Annotated in this window: 11 protein-coding genes; 4 read left to right on the top strand and 7 right to left on the bottom strand. The window is 68.7% G+C overall.

What is annotated here, in order from left to right; genetic code table 11:
* Positions 1-726 precede the first annotated feature (726 nt).
* The 6 genes from LJ657_RS15150 to LJ657_RS15125 form a co-directional block, all read right to left on the bottom strand.
* Positions 727-1281 (bottom strand): TetR/AcrR family transcriptional regulator, encoded by a 555-nt coding sequence (locus LJ657_RS15150; protein WP_232649115.1) that lies wholly within the window; start codon positions 1279-1281, stop codon positions 727-729.
* 128 nt (positions 1282-1409) lie between these two features.
* Positions 1410-2735 (bottom strand): amidohydrolase family protein, encoded by a 1326-nt coding sequence (locus tag LJ657_RS15145; protein WP_232649114.1) that lies wholly within the window; start codon positions 2733-2735, stop codon positions 1410-1412.
* A 59-nt stretch (positions 2736-2794) separates the two neighbouring features.
* Positions 2795-4324 carry an FAD-dependent oxidoreductase gene (locus LJ657_RS15140; protein ID WP_232649113.1) on the bottom strand — a complete coding sequence of 510 codons (1530 nt, stop codon included), beginning with the start codon at positions 4322-4324 and terminating at the stop codon, positions 2795-2797.
* Complete coding sequence (locus LJ657_RS15135) at positions 4321-5226, bottom strand: alpha/beta fold hydrolase (protein ID WP_232649112.1); 906 nt, start codon at positions 5224-5226, stop codon at positions 4321-4323. Before LJ657_RS15135 ends, LJ657_RS15140 begins: the two co-directional genes overlap by 4 nt.
* A gap of 19 nt (positions 5227-5245) precedes the next feature.
* Positions 5246-6079: an alpha/beta fold hydrolase gene (locus LJ657_RS15130; RefSeq protein WP_232649111.1), complete on the bottom strand. Its 834-nt coding sequence runs from the start codon at positions 6077-6079 to the stop codon at positions 5246-5248.
* A gap of 375 nt (positions 6080-6454) precedes the next feature.
* Complete coding sequence (locus LJ657_RS15125; RefSeq protein ID WP_232649110.1) at positions 6455-8182, bottom strand: glycoside hydrolase family 6 protein; 1728 nt, start codon at positions 8180-8182, stop codon at positions 6455-6457.
* A gap of 628 nt (positions 8183-8810) precedes the next feature.
* Between LJ657_RS15125 and LJ657_RS15115 the strand changes: the two genes are divergently transcribed.
* From LJ657_RS15115 to LJ657_RS15100, 4 genes are all read left to right on the top strand, one after another.
* Positions 8811-11729, top strand: a complete 2919-nt coding sequence (locus tag LJ657_RS15115) for a glycoside hydrolase family 48 protein (RefSeq protein WP_232649109.1) — start codon at positions 8811-8813, stop codon at positions 11727-11729.
* Between the two features lie 199 nt (positions 11730-11928).
* Positions 11929-13062, top strand: coding sequence for a glycoside hydrolase family 12 protein (locus LJ657_RS15110; RefSeq protein ID WP_232649108.1), 1134 nt, complete (start codon positions 11929-11931; stop codon positions 13060-13062).
* 272 nt (positions 13063-13334) lie between these two features.
* Positions 13335-14357, top strand: coding sequence for a LacI family DNA-binding transcriptional regulator (locus tag LJ657_RS15105; protein WP_232649107.1), 1023 nt, complete (start codon positions 13335-13337; stop codon positions 14355-14357).
* A gap of 935 nt (positions 14358-15292) precedes the next feature.
* Positions 15293-16075, top strand: coding sequence for a TIGR03084 family metal-binding protein (locus LJ657_RS15100; RefSeq protein ID WP_232649106.1), 783 nt, complete (start codon positions 15293-15295; stop codon positions 16073-16075).
* A gap of 536 nt (positions 16076-16611) precedes the next feature.
* Here the strand turns inward: LJ657_RS15100 and LJ657_RS15095 are convergent.
* On the bottom strand, positions 16612-17457 hold the full coding sequence (locus tag LJ657_RS15095) for a trypsin-like serine peptidase (RefSeq protein ID WP_232649105.1): 846 nt from the start codon (positions 17455-17457) through the stop codon (positions 16612-16614).
* Positions 17458-17615: the final 158 nt, after the last annotated feature.

Below are 17615 nucleotides of genomic sequence, written 5' to 3'. Positions count from 1 at the left end.
CCGCTCCTTCGGGCAGATCCCGCGCGGTCAGCGGAAGCTCCACAGAGGTGAGCATGTCCCGGTAGTGTTCCGCCAGTTGGGAAGGGAGCCCTCTGCTGGAAACCAGTGGCCTCCGGAAATGGCCCGGCCCGATCCGCCGTGCATGGCGCGACCAGCGCAGAGGCACCGCGTTCCCCGGTGCCACAGTCACACCGACCCCCCCCGACCGCGAACAGGAGCGCCGCCGAGACCTGGCCGGTGCGCGCCACGGCACGGAGTGAACCCGAACGTCTGCACCGGACGGGCGCCCGAGTTCCTGGCCGACGCCAGTGAGCATGCGCGGGGAAGCGCCGCACGCACCTCCTGCCGCCGCTGCCGGTCACCCTGCTACGACGCCTGACCTTTGGTCACCATCCTCGAACGCGACCTGCTCACAACTCTGGCCGGGGCAGCTACGGAATTCCCGAGGTGCAAGCCCTGGGTCCGTGATTCACCGGGAGCGGTGTGCTCGAAAGAGGGCGGCGGCCCGGCCCCCGGGACGACTCCGCACGGCCCACGCTTCCCCGGTCGTCCGGTGCCTCGGAGGACGCCTGCTGCTGAAGCAGCGGCCGTGAGCGTCGCACGCGACGGCCCGGTCCGCGCCCATCCCCTGGCCCCGGCTTCAGAGAAGCCCAGGTATCGCGGGGCCGTGGCCGGCTGTGGGTCTCTCGCTCGGTCCTTGACCGCTGTCAGCACGCGGTCGAGTTGTCAGCGATGGGCGGCGAGCCCGGCTTCGACGCCGTCGAGAATCGACTGCAGTCCGAAGGACACATACCGGCCGGGGGCGGTCGCGAGGGCGGCACCTAGCGCAAACGCGACGATGCTGTGGGCGGCTTGCTCAGCATCCTGTCTGGTGAGTCCGGACGTCTCACAGAACGCGATCAGATGTTCGTCATGGCGATCCCTGCACGGACCGTCGAGAGGCTGGAGCGTCATGGCGGTCAGGAGCCACGGGTGACGCGAAAGCATCGAACGCAGGTTGTCGGCCATGGCCAGGAGCGCCGGACGCCATTCGAGGTCCTCAAGACGGGGAAGGGGTATCTGCCCCCAGACTGTGTCGGCGGCCAGCAGAAGCAGATCGTGTCTGCTCCTGACGTGCCAGTGGAGTGCCGCGGCGGTGATGCCGAGGCGACTGCCGAGCCTTCGCATGCTCAGGCTCTCGATGCCGCCATCGTCCAGGAGGACGATGGCGGTCTGGCCGATCTGCTCCTGCTGCAGCGCCTGGCGGGGCATCCCCACGGTGCTCGAACTGGGACTGCTCACGTCACGTTCTCCTGTGGGAGTGCGGCCGCGATGCGCGGCTCTGGGGCGAGTGGCCGTCGCGCCGACGAGGGACGGCAGGCCGTGCGGGTCGGCGCCGCCCGTTTCGTACCTTGGGCCCGCTGCGTGTGTCAGGCGTGGCTGCGCATACTCCCGATGCTGTGCAGCAGCCGCTGCCCGGACTCGCGGAGCTGGTCCCTGAGTTCGTCGAGGCCGGGTGCGAGCAGGGCGTGATCGCGTTTGCGCCAGCTTCCGGCGACCATCACCGCTTCGACGTTGGCGATGTCGGCGTGCAGGACCGTGGCGATGGGGTCGTGCGCGGGCCACAGGTTGAGTGCCCGGGCGTCGACGGCGACCAGGTCGGCCTGCATGCCGACCTCGATCCGGCCCACCCGGTCGGCCAGGCCCAGTGCCTTCGCCCCTTCGACCGTGGCCCAGGCCAGTGCCTGTTTGGCGGTGACTAAGGCCGTGTTGGCGTGCATGCCGGTCGTCTCTCGGTACTGGGCGTGGTCCAGGCTGCGCTGGTGGGCCAGGGCGATCCGGGCTGCGGTGAGCACCTTGCCGGGTACGGCGGTGTCGATGTCCGTGCCCAGGGAGGGCGCCGCGCCCAGGCGCAGCAGAGCCCCGGTGACGGGGGTGCCGTGACCCTGACCCAGCTCGTTCTCCGGGGTGGTGGTGAAGGTGACGCCCGCCTCGACGAGCATCTCGATCCAGGCGTTGGGCAGATCGGCTCCGTGCACGATGTTGGTCAGGGGGCTGAACAGCCCGGAGGCCCGCACGGCCTCCCAGCCGGGGGAGAGTTCCCCGCCGCTTTGGTGCATCGAGACGACGAGACCGCGGTCTGCGCCGGCTCGGAAATCTGCCACCGCGGTCTCCGGCGCGGAGTACTGCGGCCCCTGCAGAGCCATGCCCAGGGTCAGGAGGGCATGGTCGCGGACGGGGCCGTCGAGCAGCCGGTCGATCTCGGCGAGCGGGTGAGGAGTCTCCGGCGACCGGTAGGGCGTGCCGTGCAGGAAGACGGCACGGATCCCCGCCTGGACCAGTCCTTCCACGGCCGCGTCGGCGTGCTCGGGCGAGAGGGCGTTGTGACACCAGTCGCCCACGGTGGTCGTACCGCAGTTGATCTGGTTCAGCGCGCCGGCCAGGTTGCTGATGTGCATGTCGGCCGGGGTGTAGTGGCCGACGCACTCGCCGTGGAGGTGGGTGAGGTACTCCATCAGTGTCCAGTCGGCGCCTGCGGAGCGCAGCGCGGTCTGCCAGGTGTGCAGGTGGGCGTTGACCAGGCCGGGGATGATGATGCGGTCGGAGAAGTCGATGACTTCGGCGTCGGACGCCTCGATGTTCTCGCCGACGGCGGCGATGCGGTCGCCGTCGACGAGGATGTCGAGGTGTTCGGCGCCGGGCCGGTCCGGCGCCATGGTGATGACCTGCGCTCCGCGCAGCAGCGTGCGGCTCACGCTGCGTCTCCCGAGCCGGGGCTGATGCGGCGCTGTTGGAACATGGTGCGGCTCCTTGCCTACGGCGTCATGGTCCGTACGGCTGTCTGTGTGGTGGTGAGGAAGTCCGAAGTGGCGATGTGCCCGATGTAGCCGTCGGGTCGGATCAGCAGCAGCGTGTCGCCGGTCAGGCCGTAGGCACGCTGCAGGGTGTTCCTGGAGTCGGAGAAGGCGAAGCCGTCCGTGGCCACCGGTCCGACGACGAGCCGCTTCAGCCGGGCGCCCGTCGTCGGCCAGGCGAGCTGTCCGAGGGCCGGGGCGGCGCCGGGGCCGTAGGCGATGGCGGTGAAGTCGGGTCCGCGCAAGACGTCGAAGAGCCGGGTCCCGGTGCCGTCGGCGCCGAGCAGTTCGGCGTCCGGGGCGCGGTCACCCACGCGCAGTGTCCCGGTGCGCATGCCGTCGGCGGGGGCGAGCGGGCCGCCGTAGTAGGTCAGGGCGAGTTGCTGCTCGTCCTTGCCTCGCTTCATGCTCGACGGGTCGAGCTTGGCGATGCCGCCCCACTTCGCCGTGGACAGGCCCAGGACCCCGGCGGCGATCGGCTGCCGCTCGGCCTCATAGGTGTCCAGCAGTGTCGTGTCCGCCCCGGCGAGGACCTGGCCGAGCTTCCAGCCGAGGTTGTAACCGTCCTGCAGGCCGGTGTTCAGGCCCTGGGCTCCGGCCGGGGTGTGGACGTGTGCGGCGTCACCGGCGAGGAAGACACGTCGTCGGCCGTAGCTTTCCGCCAGGCGGATGTTGGGCCGGAACACCGATGTCCAGTGGATGTCGTGCAACTGAATGCGCCTGTCGCGGGTGCGGTCGTGGATCCGCCGGAGGATGTCGTCCCTCTGTGACGGCGGTTCCTCGTCCGGCGTGAGACGGATCATCCACTGGAACAGGTCGCTGTCGGGGAGCGGGCAGGCGCCGATGAACCTGCCGCCCCGGCCGGGCCACATGTGCCAGCGGTTACGGGCCAGACCGGTAACCGAGGCATCGACGATGAGCATCCGGTCGCTCTCGTGCGTCGTCCCGACGAATCCGATGCCGAGCTGCTTGCGCACCGCACTGGAACCGCCGTCGGCGCCCACGACATAGCGGGCGACGATCTCCTCCGTGCCGTCCGCGCCCGCCACCCTGGCGACGGCCGAGTCCTCGTCCTGCGTCAGCTCGGTCAGCTCACGGCCGAACTCGACTTCATGGCCGAGCTCGCCGAGCCGGGCATGCAGGGCGCGGTCCGTGCGGAACTGGGGGATCAGCCAGGTGTTCGGGTACGGGACGTCCGGGGTGGCCGCTCTGCGCGGGAACATCTTCCACGGCACGGCGAGGGGTCCCGCATGGAGCCCGAGCCTGGGGTAGACGCTGCCGCCGGCCAGCACACTGTCAAGGGCACCGAGGTCTTCGAGGATTTCGAGGCTGCGGGGCTGCACGCCCTTGGCGCGGGAGCCGTCGAAGACGTGGGAGGACCTGTCGACGATCCGTACGTCAAGTCCCCGGCGTACGAGGTCGATTGCCACGGCGGAACCTGAAGGGCCGGCGCCGATGACCAGTACGTCGATGACATGTGGGCTGTTCATGAGTCGAGCCTTTCGGCGCGCGCCGCTACGAACGAAACGATCTGATCGGCGACATCGCTGGGCCGTTCGAACGGCGCCATGTGACCGCACTGGGGAATCACGTGGTGCTGCTGGGGCTTGAGCAGGGCGCGTGCCGTGTCGAAGTGCACCAGTGGCGTGACGTCGTCCTCGTCGCCCCACAGGAGCAGCGTCGGTATCCCCAGTGCCCCGGTCTGCCGGAAAAGGTCGTCACGGCCGGAGACCGGCAGGTGCTGAAGTGTGTCGAAGACCGCATACAGCGAACCCTCGAAGCGGAACGCGTCGAGGACCATCTCGGTCAGTTCCGCGCCGAGTTCGGGGTCGCGCACGTTGTGGCCCAGGTGTCCTTGGAGTATCTGCAGGCCGCGCCGCCGGGCGATGAGGCCTGCCAGCCGGTCGTTGCGCAGCAGCCGGTCGGGGGAGGTCGGCCGCGGTTTCGCGAGACCGGCGGGGCCGACGACGGTGAGGGTGGAAACGGACGAGCGGTACTGGGCGGCGTACGTCATGCTGACCAGTGCGCCCATGGAGGTGCCGACGAGATGCAGGGGCCGCGCCGTCAGACCGAGCCGGTCCGTCAGTTCGGCCAGCTGGCGTGCGAACAGGTTCTCGTCGTATCGCGCTCGCACTCGGTCCGAGTAACCGCGGCCGTACGCGCTGCAGGTCAGGGTTCGCAGTCCGCGGGTGTTCAGTTCGCTGGCGAGGCTGTCCCAGTAGAACAGCGGGATGGTCAGTCCGCCCGCCATGACGACGACGTCTCCGTCTTCGGGGCCTGTCAGTTCGTAGTGGGTGACGCCGTCAGACAGCTCGATGAAGCTGCCGGGCATGGCTTGCCGGGCTTCGGCGGTGAGCCGGCGCTCCTCGCCCGATGCGACGAAGTACTTCATGGAACGGGACTCCTTGGCGTCAGTGCGTGGGGGTGCCGGCGGAAGAGTCGAGGAACTCGGCCATCGCGTCCGCGACCCACTGGGGTTCCTCTTCCGGCAGCAGGTGACCGCCGTGGGGATGCACCAGCTCTCTGGCGCCGGGGATGTCGCGGGTGAAGTGCTGGCCGTCGATGCCCGCGCTGCGCAGCACGAGCGTGGGCACGGCGACGCGGGGGATCTGCGCGCTGCGGTCGGGCTGGTCGGTGTTGCAGAAGTCGACGAAGGCCGAGCGGTTCCCTGGCCGGTTCATGAGCTGGTGGGCCCGGTCCACCATGGCGTCGTCCACGATCGTCGAGCGCGGGCCTACGTTCGCTCGCAGGTTGCGCTCGATGGCGCCGCGCGGCATCACGCGCCGCAACACAGGGCGCAGCAGCGGGTTGCGGGTCAGACGTAGGCCCGCCGGTATCGCCTTCTCCGGGTATCCGGTGGCATTGACCAGCACCAGGCCGGTCAGCCGCTCCGGGTGGTCCAGCGCGAGGTTCCAGGCGATGTTGCCGCCCAGCGAGTTGCCGGCCACCGCGTAGCGGGGAACCTCCAGCGTTTCCAGCAGATCGGCCACCGTCGCCGTGTAGGTCGGGATGCGGTAGTCGCGGTCCTCGCGAGGGCCGGTCAGGCCGAACCCCGGCAGGTCGGGGCGGATGACATCGAACGACTTCGACAGCAGGCCCGCCGCACGGTCGAAATGCTGAAGCGACGAAGCGCTGCCGTGCAGCAGCACGAGTGCCGGGCCGTGACCGGCTCGTTTGTAGTGCATCCGCAGACCGTCCACCACGACGAACCGGGAATCGGGCTGCGGCTCAGACCAGGAACTCATAATGGTTACAGTGTTACCGATAAGCGGGTTCTGTCAAGCGGAAGCCGATGCGCGGCACGGCCGAGGAGGCAGCAGTCCGGCGGGGTTCGCCGGGCCGGTACTCGTCCTTGTGGCTTGTCCGGCCGGAGGGGGAGTCCCGACCTCGCGGTCAGGGATGGACGATGGTGATTGAGCCCGGACTGACTGGTCCGGCAGAGTTCCCCGGCCGGATGAATCGGAACTTGTCCGCGATGGCCAGGCGAGTGGACCGCCACTCTGTCCGGCGAGGTGAGCGCTGCCCGCCGAGCATCCCTGACACCGGGACGATCCCGGGCCCCTGCGCCGGGGCCGGTCCCTTGATGACCGGCCCCGGCGGGTACTCACCGTCTCAAAGGGTTACGGCAGGGGCGGGTAGGCGTTCTGCATGAGCTGCTGGAACTGGGCGGAGAACCAGTGACCCGCCAGCGGTGCGTTCGGCAGGGCGCCGGTCGGGTTGTTGCCGTTGCGGGTGTTGCCGCCGTAGGTGGGGTCGCACATGCGGTCGAAGCCCTTGCCCTCGTCGTTGGAGACGGCGGAGCTGGAGCCGTCGGACTCGCCCGGCGGCTTGACCCACACGTAGGCGTCGATCCCGGCGGCCGGGGCCGCGGTGGGCCGTTCGCCGAGTCCGGCACCGCTCTGGTTGCACCAGTTCCCGGCGTGGATTCGCCGGTCGATGCGGCTGCCGTTGACGTAGTCGTCGACGGACGTCGTCGGGCCGGGACCGGTGGGCCGGGCGGAGCCGCCCCAGCCGTCGCGCGAGGTGTCGATCAGCATGCCGAGGCTGGAGTTGAACCCGGCGGCGACCAGTTTGTCCCGCAGTCCGAGTGCGAACGACTGCTCGTCCACGTACTGGTTCCAGTCGACCCACTTCGACTGGCGCACGGTCTGCCCGTTGACCGTGTCGGTGACCTTGAAGTTGGGCTCCTTGACGGGGCTGTAGTTGGCTGTGTTGACGATGAAGCCGGTCACGTCGTTCATGTTCGCGCCGTTGGTGGTGGCGACCTTGGCGAACTCCTGTACGGCCGGGCCCAGGTTGCTGTCCCAGCCGAGCCAGCCGTGGTGGCCGGCGTCGATGTAGTTGTAGACGTTGGGGATGGCGCCGAGTTTGTCCAGGGCGTAGGAGACGCCCTTCTCGTAGTTGCCGTTGCTCTTCATGGTCACGCAGGCGTCGGTGGTGGTGGGGGTGCCGCCGGCGTTGGTGACCAGGTTGGGCAGCGAGTCGGGTTCGATGACCGTGGCGATCCGCAGGCCCGCGTACTTCGGGTCGGAGATGATCGAGGCGATCGGGTCGATGTACTGGCTCTTGTACTTGTCGAGGTCGTTCGGGCCGAGTTCGCCGTTGGAGGCGAGCGCGGCGCAGTCGCGGCCCGGCAGGTCGTAGATGACCAACTGGACGACCAGGTCGCCGGAGCCCTTCTGCTTCAGTGCCTCGTCGAGGTGGGCGCGCAGCCCCATGCCGCCGTCCACTCCGTTGATGGCGGCGATGCGGTCGAGCCAGACGGCGGTGGGCTGGTTGGCGATCCGGCTGCCGCCCGGTTCCGCCGCCGCCTTGGCCGACCACTCGGGATTCACGTACACCTTGGCCCCGGCATAGGGGTTGTCGGCCCGGCCGTCGGTGCCGCCGCCCCCGCCGCCACCGCCCGTGCCCCCACCGGTGCCGCCGCCGTCGTCGACATTGCAGGTGACGCCGTCGAGGGTGAAGGTGGCCGGGATGGCGTTGGTGCCGCTGTAGGAGCCCTGGAACCCGAAGCTGACCGAACCGCCGTTGGCCAGGGAGCCGTTGTAGCTCTCGTTGGTCGCCGTGACGGCGGCACCGCTCTGCGCGATCTTCGCGTTCCAGCCGTTGGTGATCTGCTGGTTGCCGGCATACGACCACTTCAGTGACCAACTCGACTTCGCAGAGCCGTTGTTGGTGACTGTGACGGCAGTCGTGAAGCCGGTGTCCCACTGGTTTTGCACCTTGTAGTCCACGGTGCAGGGCACCGAGGCGGTGGCGGCACCGGCCGGTGACGTGAGGAGTGCCGTGCCCGAGGTGCCGGCGACCAGCGCCAGGGCGGCTACGAGTGACATTCTGGTACGGCTCATGAGTGCGGGTTCCTTCTCCTTCGGATGGTGATCACGGATCGAGGGCGCGCAGGTGTGGCGCAGGCCGCTGCCGTACGCGGTGGGCGTGCCGTCGTAGGTGGAGATCAGGGACGGCCCAAAGGAGCAGTCCCAGGTGTTCCGGATCCAGCCCGGACAGGACGGGGCCCGGTCGTCGAACCACTTCCTGAACCCTGGGTGACCTTCTGGCCGGCGACGAAGCCGAAGGCGAGTTGCCAACTGCCCGCCGTGGCCTCCTGGTTGTCGGCGGGGGTGGCTCCCCGGGCCGAGTTCGCCAGGAGGACCGTGCTCGTCGAGACGAGCGCTACCGCACCGGCGTCGGCCGAAAGTAGTGAACGCGGGGGGTGTCGCATGAGCGACTCCTTGCAGCTTGGCGCGCCGTGACGGCCGCGTCGACTGATGGAACCGCTCCCACTGGTGCCGATGAAGCTAGCGCCAACCGAACTGTTTTCACAGGGGTGTTGCTTAATTTCTTCGGCAGGTTCAGGTCAAAACGATTCAACTTCTCAACGTCTTGACGGCATCGGCCGCCGTCCCCACTATGGGAGCGCTCCCACTGGTTCAAGCCTTGACCCCCACCGAGCCGCAATCCGCAAGGAGGACCAGAACCATGGATCCCGGACGCAAGCGCAGAGCTGTACGACGGCTGTGGACCGCCGTCGCGGCCGCGTTCGCACTACCCCTGTCGATGCTCGCCGCCAGCTCAACGCCCGCTCAGGCGGCGGGTGTCCAGTGCAGCGTCGACTACAAGACCAACGACTGGGGTTCCGGCTTCACCGCCGACCTCACCATCACCAACCGCGGAACCGACACCATCAACGGCTGGACGCTGACCTACAGCTACTCGGGCAACCAGAAGCTCAGCAACGGCTGGAACGGCACCTGGTCCCAGTCGGGCCAGTCGGTCACCGTGAAGGACGTCGGCTACAACGGCACGATCGCCGCGGGCGCCGCGGTCTCCACCGGTGCGCAGTTCAGCTACAGCGGCACCAACACGGCCCCCACCAGCTTCGTGATCAACGGCACCACCTGCGCCGGCGCGCATCAGCCGCCGGTCACCGTGCTGACCAGCCCGAAACCGGGCGCGGTCTACTCGCAGGGCGACGCGGTCCCGCTCGCGGCCACCGCCGCCGCGGCCGACAACGCAACGATCAGCAAGGTCGAGTTCTACGACGACACCACGCTGCTGGGCACCGACACCAGCGCGCCGTACTCGCTCTCGGCCTCAAGTCTGTCCGTGGGCAGCCATTCGCTGGTGGCGAAGGCATACGACAGCCTGGGGGCCTCTGCCGTGTCGACCCCAGTCGGCATCACGGTGGCCTCGGGCCCCGCACTGGTGGCCACACCGAGTCAACTGGGCGTCCAGCAGGGCAAGTCGGGCACATTCACGGTGAAGCTGTCGACACAGCCGAGTGCCGACGTCACCGTCAGCACGGCCCGTACCGACGGCAACTCAGGCTTGTCCGTGACCAACGGTTCGTCGCTGACCTTCACACCGTCCAACTGGAACACCGCGCAGACGGTGACCGTGACGGCCGGCTCCTCGGGGACGGGGGCGGCGACCTTCACCGCCTCGGCGACTGGCTACTCCAAGGCGACGGTCACGGTGACGGAACTGGCCGCGCAGAAGGCGTACGACGCCCGTTTCCTGGATCTCTACGGGAAGATCACCAACCCGGCGAACGGCTACTTCTCACCGGAGGGCATCCCCTACCACTCGGTCGAGACGCTGATCGTCGAGGCCCCGGACCAGGGCCACGAGACCACGTCGGAGGCCTACAGCTACCTGCTGTGGCTGCAGGCGATGTACGGCAAGGTCACCGGTGACTGGTCCAAGTTCAACGGCGCGTGGACGCTCATGGAGAAGTACATGATCCCCACCCACGCCGACCAGCCGACCAACTCCTTCTACAACCCGTCCAAGCCCGCGACCTACGCGCCGGAGGCGGACACGCCGAACGAGTATCCGACCAAGCTGGACCAGTCCGTGCCGGTCGGTTCGGACCCGCTCGCCGGTGAACTGAAGTCGACGTACAACACGGACGACGTGTACGGCATGCACTGGCTGGAGGACGTCGACAACACGTACGGCTACGGCGACACGCCGGGCGGGACCTGCGAGGGCGGCCCCACGGCGAAGGGACCGTCCTACATCAACACCTTCCAGCGCGGGCCGCAGGAGTCGGTGTGGGAGACGGTGCCGCAGCCGACCTGCGACGCCTTCAAGTACGGCGGTACGAACGGGTACCTGGACCTGTTCACCGGCGACTCGTCGTACGCCAAGCAGTGGAAGTACACGGACGCCCCGGACGCCGACGCGCGTGCGGTGCAGGCCGCGTACTGGGCCGACGTGTGGGCGAAGCAGCAGGGCAAGGGCAGTGACGTCTCCGCGACCGTCGGCAAGGCCGCGAAGATGGGCGACTACCTGCGCTACGCCATGTACGACAAGTACTTCAAGAAGATCGGCAACTGTGTCGGTCCGTCGACCTGCCCGGCCGGGACCGGCAAGGACGCCTCGCATTACCTGCTGTCCTGGTACTACGCCTGGGGCGGCTCGAACGACACGAGCGGGGGATGGGCCTGGCGGATCGGATCCAGTTACTCCCACAGCGGCTACCAGAACCCGCTCGCCGCGTACGCGCTCAGCTCCGACGCCGACCTGAAGCCCAAGTCGGCGACTGCCGCGGGGGACTGGTCCAAGTCGCTGAGCCGTCAGCTGGAGTTCTACCAGTGGCTGCAGTCGTCCGAGGGTGCCATCGCGGGCGGCGCGACGAACAGCTGGGCGGGCCGTTACGCGACCCCGCCGGCCGGTACGTCGACTTTCTACGGCATGTACTACGACGAGCAGCCGGTCTACCACGACCCGCCGTCCAACCAGTGGTTCGGCTTCCAGGCCTGGTCGATGGAGCGGGTCGCCGAGCTCTACCAGCAGACGGGCAACGCCCAGGCCAAGGCGGTCCTCGACAAGTGGGTCAAATGGGCGCTGTCCAAGACCACGATCAACCCGGACGGCACCTACCAGATCCCCTCCACCCTCCACTGGTCCGGCCAGCCCGACACCTGGAACGCGTCGAATCCCGGCACCAACAGCGGGCTGCACGTCACCGTCGCGGACTACACGAACGACGTCGGTGTGGCCGCCGCGTACGCCAAGGTCCTGACGTACTACGGCGCCAAGTCCGGTGACGCCACGGCCAGGTCGACGGCCAAGGCGCTGCTGGACGGCATGTGGAACAACTACCAGGACAGCCTGGGCATCGCTGTCCCCGAGACCCGCAGCGACTACAGCAGGTTCAACGACAACGTGTACGTGCCGAGCGGCTTCAGCGGCACGATGCCGAACGGCGACGCGATCAACTCCTCGTCGACGTTTGCCTCGCTGCGGTCGTTCTACAAGAACGACCCTGCCTGGTCGAAGATCGAGGCCTACCTCAAGGGCGGCGCCGCGCCCGTCTTCACCTATCACCGGTTCTGGGCCCAGGCGGACATCGCCCTGGCCATGGGCTCGTACGCGGAACTCCTCGAATAAGCCCCCGCTGAAGTCCGCGTACGCGACCCCGTCGCAGGGAGACGGGGTCACCGGCCGGGCGGTCTTCGACCGCGCAGGGGGCCGCCCGGCATTTGTCAGGAGCATGATCATCACGCTCTCCGGAAACCCGCCCTTTGGGAGCGCTCCCAAAGGGCGGGACGCTCTCGCTGCTCCCCACACATCCCAGCGGAGGATCCGCATGCAACAGTTGAAGAAGCAGGGCAGGCCGCAAACACTGTTCGCCGCGCTGCTCGCGTCACTCGTCGCGCTGGCGGCGCTGATTGTCGCCGCTCCGGCGTCGCACGCCGACACGACCATCTGCGAACCGTTCGGCGCGACCACGATCCAGGGCCGATACGTCGTCCAGAACAACCGCTGGGGCACCAGCGCCACTCAGTGCATCACGGTCACGGACTCCGGCTTCCGCATCGCCCAGGCCGACGGCTCGGTTCCGACGAACGGCGCGCCGAAGTCGTACCCGTCCGTGTACAACGGCTGCCACTACACCAACTGCTCACCCGGCACGAACCTCCCGGCCCGGCTCAGCTCCATCGCGAGCGCGCCCTCGGGCATCTCCTACAGCTACGTGAGCGGTGCGGCCTACGACGCCGCGTACGACATCTGGCTGGACCCGACGCCCCGCACCGACGGCGTGAACCGCACCGAGATCATGATCTGGTTCAACCATGTGGGAGGCGTGCAGCCGGTCGGCTCGCAGACCGGCAGCACCACCCTCGCCGGGCGGTCGTGGCAGGTGTGGTCCGGCAACAACGGCTCCAACGACGTCCTGTCCTTCGTCGCGCCGTCGGCGATCGACAGCTGGAACTTCGACGTGATGGACTTCGTCCGGCAGGCCGTCTCCCGCGGACTCGCGCAGGACAACTGGTACCTGACGAGCATTCAGGCAGGCTTCGAGCCCTGGCAGAACGGCGCGGGACTGGCGGTCACCTCGTTCTCGTCCAGTGTGAACCTCGGCGGCACCGGCGGCGGTACGGGTGGCGGTACGGGTGGCTCGTCAGCCTGCAAGGTGGCCTACGGCACAAACGTCTGGCAGGGAGGGTTCACGGCGGACGTCACCGTGACCAACACGGGCTCGTCGCCCGTCGATGCCTGGAAACTCGCGTTCACGTTGCCGCCCGGGCAGAAGGTCACGAGCGCGTGGAGTGCCGAGATCTCACCCTCGTCGGGAGCTGTGACGGCCGGCGGTATGGCCTACAACGCGTCCATCGCACCGGGCGGCCAGGTCTCCTTCGGGTTCCAGGGCACCTATGACGGCGGCTTCGCCAAACCAGCCGCATTCAGCCTGAACGGCACGTCCTGCACCACCGCGTGAGGGCACCCGGACGGGCAGTCTGACGGGCCGCCCTGAAGGCCTGTCAGCGTCCGACCGCGTGCACCTGGCACCGCGGATCCATCCGGCTGGCACTTCTGCTCGGCTGGGTGGGTCCGCGGTCTCTTCCCGGGTTTCGGCGGGCTCTGCCGCAGCGGGCCGTCACTATCGAGACATTTCCTTCGCGCCGAGCCCGGCCGATCATGTGCGGAAGGCATGTGCCCGGTTCCTCTGCCCCGTAAGATCGGTGATCTCAGCGGGTGGGGGAGGTGGTCATGGCCGGGCGACGACCTGGAGCGCCGACTCTGGAAGAGGTGGCCGCCCACGCCGGGGTGGGACGGGGCACGGTTTCCCGGGTCATCAACAACGCGGCCGGCGTGAAGGAGTCGACGCGCCGGGCCGTGCAGCGAGCCATCGAAGAACTCGGGTACGTGCCCAATCTCGCGGCCCGGTCCCTGGCCGGGCGGAGTGCGGACGCAGTGGCCCTCGTACTGACGGAGCCGGACTGGAGGCAGTTCGCGGAGCCGTTCTTCTCGGAGATCGTCCGCTCACTCGGCGATGCCCTGGCGGACACCGGGATGCAGCTGATGCTGACCCTGGTCCGCTCGGAGACCGAACGGCAGCGCTTCCTGGAGTACGCGCGCGGCGGCCGGGTCGACGGCGTCCTGCTGATGTCGGTGCACGCGGACGACAGGCTGCCGGACATGCTTGCCGAGGCACGGTTGCCGACCGTGCTGCTGGGGCGCCGCTCGGGCGACGAGTATGTGAGCTACGTCGACGCCGACAACGTGGGCGGCGCCCGAAATGCCGTATCCCACCTTCTGAAACAGGGCCGTACGGCGATCGCCACCATTGCGGGGCCGCTGGACATGTACGTCGCGCAGTGCCGACTGCGCGGCTATCAGGACGCGTTGGCGCTGGCCGGCCTGAAGACGTCACGGTCCTGGGTTGCGGAGAGTGATTTCTCGGAGGAGAGCGGTCGTCGCGCCATGGCGGAACTCCTCGAACGGCACCCCGAGATCGACGCGGTGCTCGCTGCGTCGGACACCACGGCGGCCGGGGCGCTGCACGCACTGCGCGCGGCCGGACGGCGGGTACCCGAGGACGTCGCAGTCATCGGTTTCGACGACTTTCCACTGGCCCAGCGCACCGAGCCGCGCCTGACCACGGTGCGACAACCGCTGGAGCAGATGGGGCGGGCCATGATCAGGCTGCTGCTGGAGGAGATGGAGGAGGAGTCCGTGGCCTGGCGCCACGTCATCCTCCGCACAGAGCTGGTCGTCCGGGAGTCATCCTGACAGCCCTCCGGCCGACAGCTTCATGCGCCACTGTGGCGCCCAGCACGAGTCTGCGTCTCTGCCCGCGCCGCCGCGCGGTCTGCCTCGTCCTTTTCATCCCATCTCCGTTCCACGGGATCCAGCCGATGTGCACTGGTCGGTGACCACCGACGGCGAAACGTTGCCGCGGACGTTCACGAATCATGCCGCCGGAGGCCGACGCAGATCTGGGAGTGCAACGCCGGCGCCAACCAGCAGTGGGCAGACGCTGCGGATGGTCGTCCACACCGGCGTCGCCGGTTCCGGGGTGCGGATCCGTGTGTCCAACCTGCCCGGCACCACAGCGCTGTCCGTCGGCGGGGACGAGGTGGCCGTCCGGTCCAGCGGCGCCGCCGCGGTGCCCGGGACCCACCACACCGTGACCTTCGGCGGACGCGGCAACCCGACCGCCGCCGCCGGGTCGGAATTGACCAGCGATGTCATCCCGATGTCGGTGAGCGCAGGGCAGGACCTCCTGATGGGCCTGTACCTGCCGGGCGACCGGCGCCTCCGCCTTCCACCGGGACGCCTACCAGACCTCGTACCGGTCGGAGGCCGGCTCCGGCAATCAGGCGGGCGAGGACGCCGCCACCAACCTCACTGCCTCCGATGTGGAGTTGGCTCTACCTGTCCCGTTCTCCTCGATCCATCTCTCCGGGCCGATGAGCCGTTCGTCGCGGGGCGGGAGGGCGCCGCCCGCGACCAGGACGTTCCGGGGCGTTGCCGTGCCTGGAGAGCAGATCGCAACCGTCACGCCTCTCGCATGACCAGCCGGCCCGCGACGCTCTGCGCCGCCGCCGAGGAAGCACGGTGGTTCCGTGGTGCCACAGGCTCCACCACCGAGTGGGCAGACTCCGGCGACATCGGAGTCTGCCTGCACACTTCGTCTCCGCCGTTGGTCAGGAAGGAGTGGCACCATGGCGCACATGTTGAACTACAACCTCGCCGTCCCCGACGTAGACGACGCCGGTGTCCTGTCCGCCTTGGCTGCTGAGGGCGACGAGCTCGACGCCCTGGTCAGGGCAGTGGACGACTGGTCCATACCGACACCGGCACCGGGCTGGACGGTCGCCCACCAAATAGCCCATCTCGCGTGGGCGGACGCGAACGCGCTCAGTGCCTTACGCACTCCGGCCGCGTTCGGCACCGAGCTCGGGCGGGCGGAAGCCGAAGGCAGCGGGTACGCCGACAGGGCCGCCGCCGCAGGAGCGGCCAAACCGCGGTCGGTACTCCTGGACGAGTGGCGGGCCGGCCGAGTGGAGCTGGCGACGGCACTGCGCGAGACGCCATGGGACCACGCATTTCCCTGGTACATGTCGAAGGTGACCCCGGCCCTGATGGCGCCCCTTCGTCTGATGGAAACCTGGGCACACGGGCAGGACGTCTTCGATGCCGTGGGCGTGGCGCACCGCCCGACGGATCGACTGCAGCACGTGGCGTCGCTGGGGGTGTTGGGACGGGCGCTGTCCTTCGCCGCCGTCGGACTGCCTGAGCCGGCCGACCTCTTCCGCGTCGAGCTGACAGCACCGGACGGACGGACCTGGGTGTGGGGCCCCGAGGCCGCCGCGCAACGGGTACAGGGCAGGGCTGTCGACTTCTGCCTGTGTGTCACCCGGCGTCGCCCCTGGTCCGAGACCGACATGACGGCGACCGGCGAGGACGCCCAGAAGTGGCTGGAGGCGGCGCGCGTCTTCCTCTGAAAGCGTGTCGAAGCACCTGGGTCATGCCAGACGCGTGACGATTGTGATCTGCCCTCCAGGCACGGCGCCGGTCCCGATCACGTGGTGTGTGCAAGTGCGACAACTCCGAGGCCGTCAACGGCCCATGCTCGGTGTAATCAGCCGGCCACCCGGCAGGCTCTCAGGCGTCCTTGTCCCGCCGTGCCGACGAGTACATCCGGCAAGCGATCGCGTCCCATGAACGGCACCGTTGGTGAACTCGGTGATGGCGGTCGAACGAACTCGCGTCGGCAGAATGATGGCCGGAGCGGGGCCGCGTACGTGAGGTGATCGAGGCGTCGCTGCGTCCAAGCCTGCGGCCCAGTGGCTCGCCGGCCCGGCGGGCTGAGCTTGTTCCGCTTTTGACGGACTGGCAGGAGCCGCCTGAGGCGTGCCCTGTGCCGCGGCCGGCGTCATCACGCTCGATACGGCGGCCGCAGGCCACCGCGCGGTGCGATACGCGCGCGATCGCCAGGGTCCCCGACGCGGACGGGAAGACGACGGGTGGGTCGTGCGGATCACGGATCGCTGATGGCGGCCTTGTACAGGTCGGCCGCCGGGTTGCCCAGTGTCACGCTGTAGGACACGTCGTCGGTGTCGCCGCCCTGGTCATAGCCGCCGAGGACGCCGACGACCTGGCCGTCGTCGTTGATCCAGGGGCTGCCGCTGGTGCCCTGGGTGAAGGCGGGGCAGTCGATGCGCTGCTGGGTGCTGCTGTATGAGGTCGGCTTGTTGGTGCAGCTGATGGGCGTCTCGCGGGAGTCGGGGTAGCCGACGACGGTCACGGCGGTGGCGCCGGTGGCCGTGCCGGGCGTGAACCGGTTGGCCCCGACGACGTCCTCGATCGCCCTGCCGTCCTGCTCGTCGACTGCCGCGAAGGCCAGGTCGCTGTCCTCGTCCTGATCTTTGGTCCATGAGTCGGGCAGATAGCGGTGCCCCAGTTTCCATACCCCGTACGGCGCGTGCCCGTCCCGGTAGCCCGGCACGAACACCAGGTCGGTACTGGTGTCGCTCACGCAGTGAGCGGCGGTGACGACGAGGTCGCGCTGGGGGCTGTGCACGACCGAGGCCGTGCAGAGATGTCCGCCGGCCAGGTCGTCGCCCCGGTCCGCGTCGAACAGTGCGCCGATCCGCGCCGTCTGACGATTGGCGGCGACGTCGACAGTGGCCCCCAGGGCCTGTGTCGGGGGTCGCGCCTGCCCCGCGGGGCCCGCTTTTCCGGCGGACGACGGGACTTCCGACGAAGGACCCGAGGGCCTGTGCCCGACCTCAGCGGTTGCCACGGACGAGGCCAGCGTGAACATCGCCACGACGCCGAGCAACGCGGGACGCAAGGTGACCATGATGCGTGAGATGCGCTCCATCAGTGATCACTCTGTCGCACGAAGGTGAGGGCAAGTGCTCGACTTATCTGAGATTTTCCTGTGAAACCCTTACGGACGCCGGACTTCGCAACGTCCCTGTACGAGGTGGAGGGTATCCCTCGTTTCCCCTTGACGGTTCCAGCCATGCCCACGTGTTT

The sequence above is a fragment of the Streptomyces guryensis genome (assembly GCF_021261325.1).
Taxonomy (GTDB): domain Bacteria; phylum Actinomycetota; class Actinomycetes; order Streptomycetales; family Streptomycetaceae; genus Streptomyces; species Streptomyces guryensis.
Note: the sequence above shows the minus strand (reverse complement) of the source record. Positions and strands in the feature narration are given on the sequence as shown.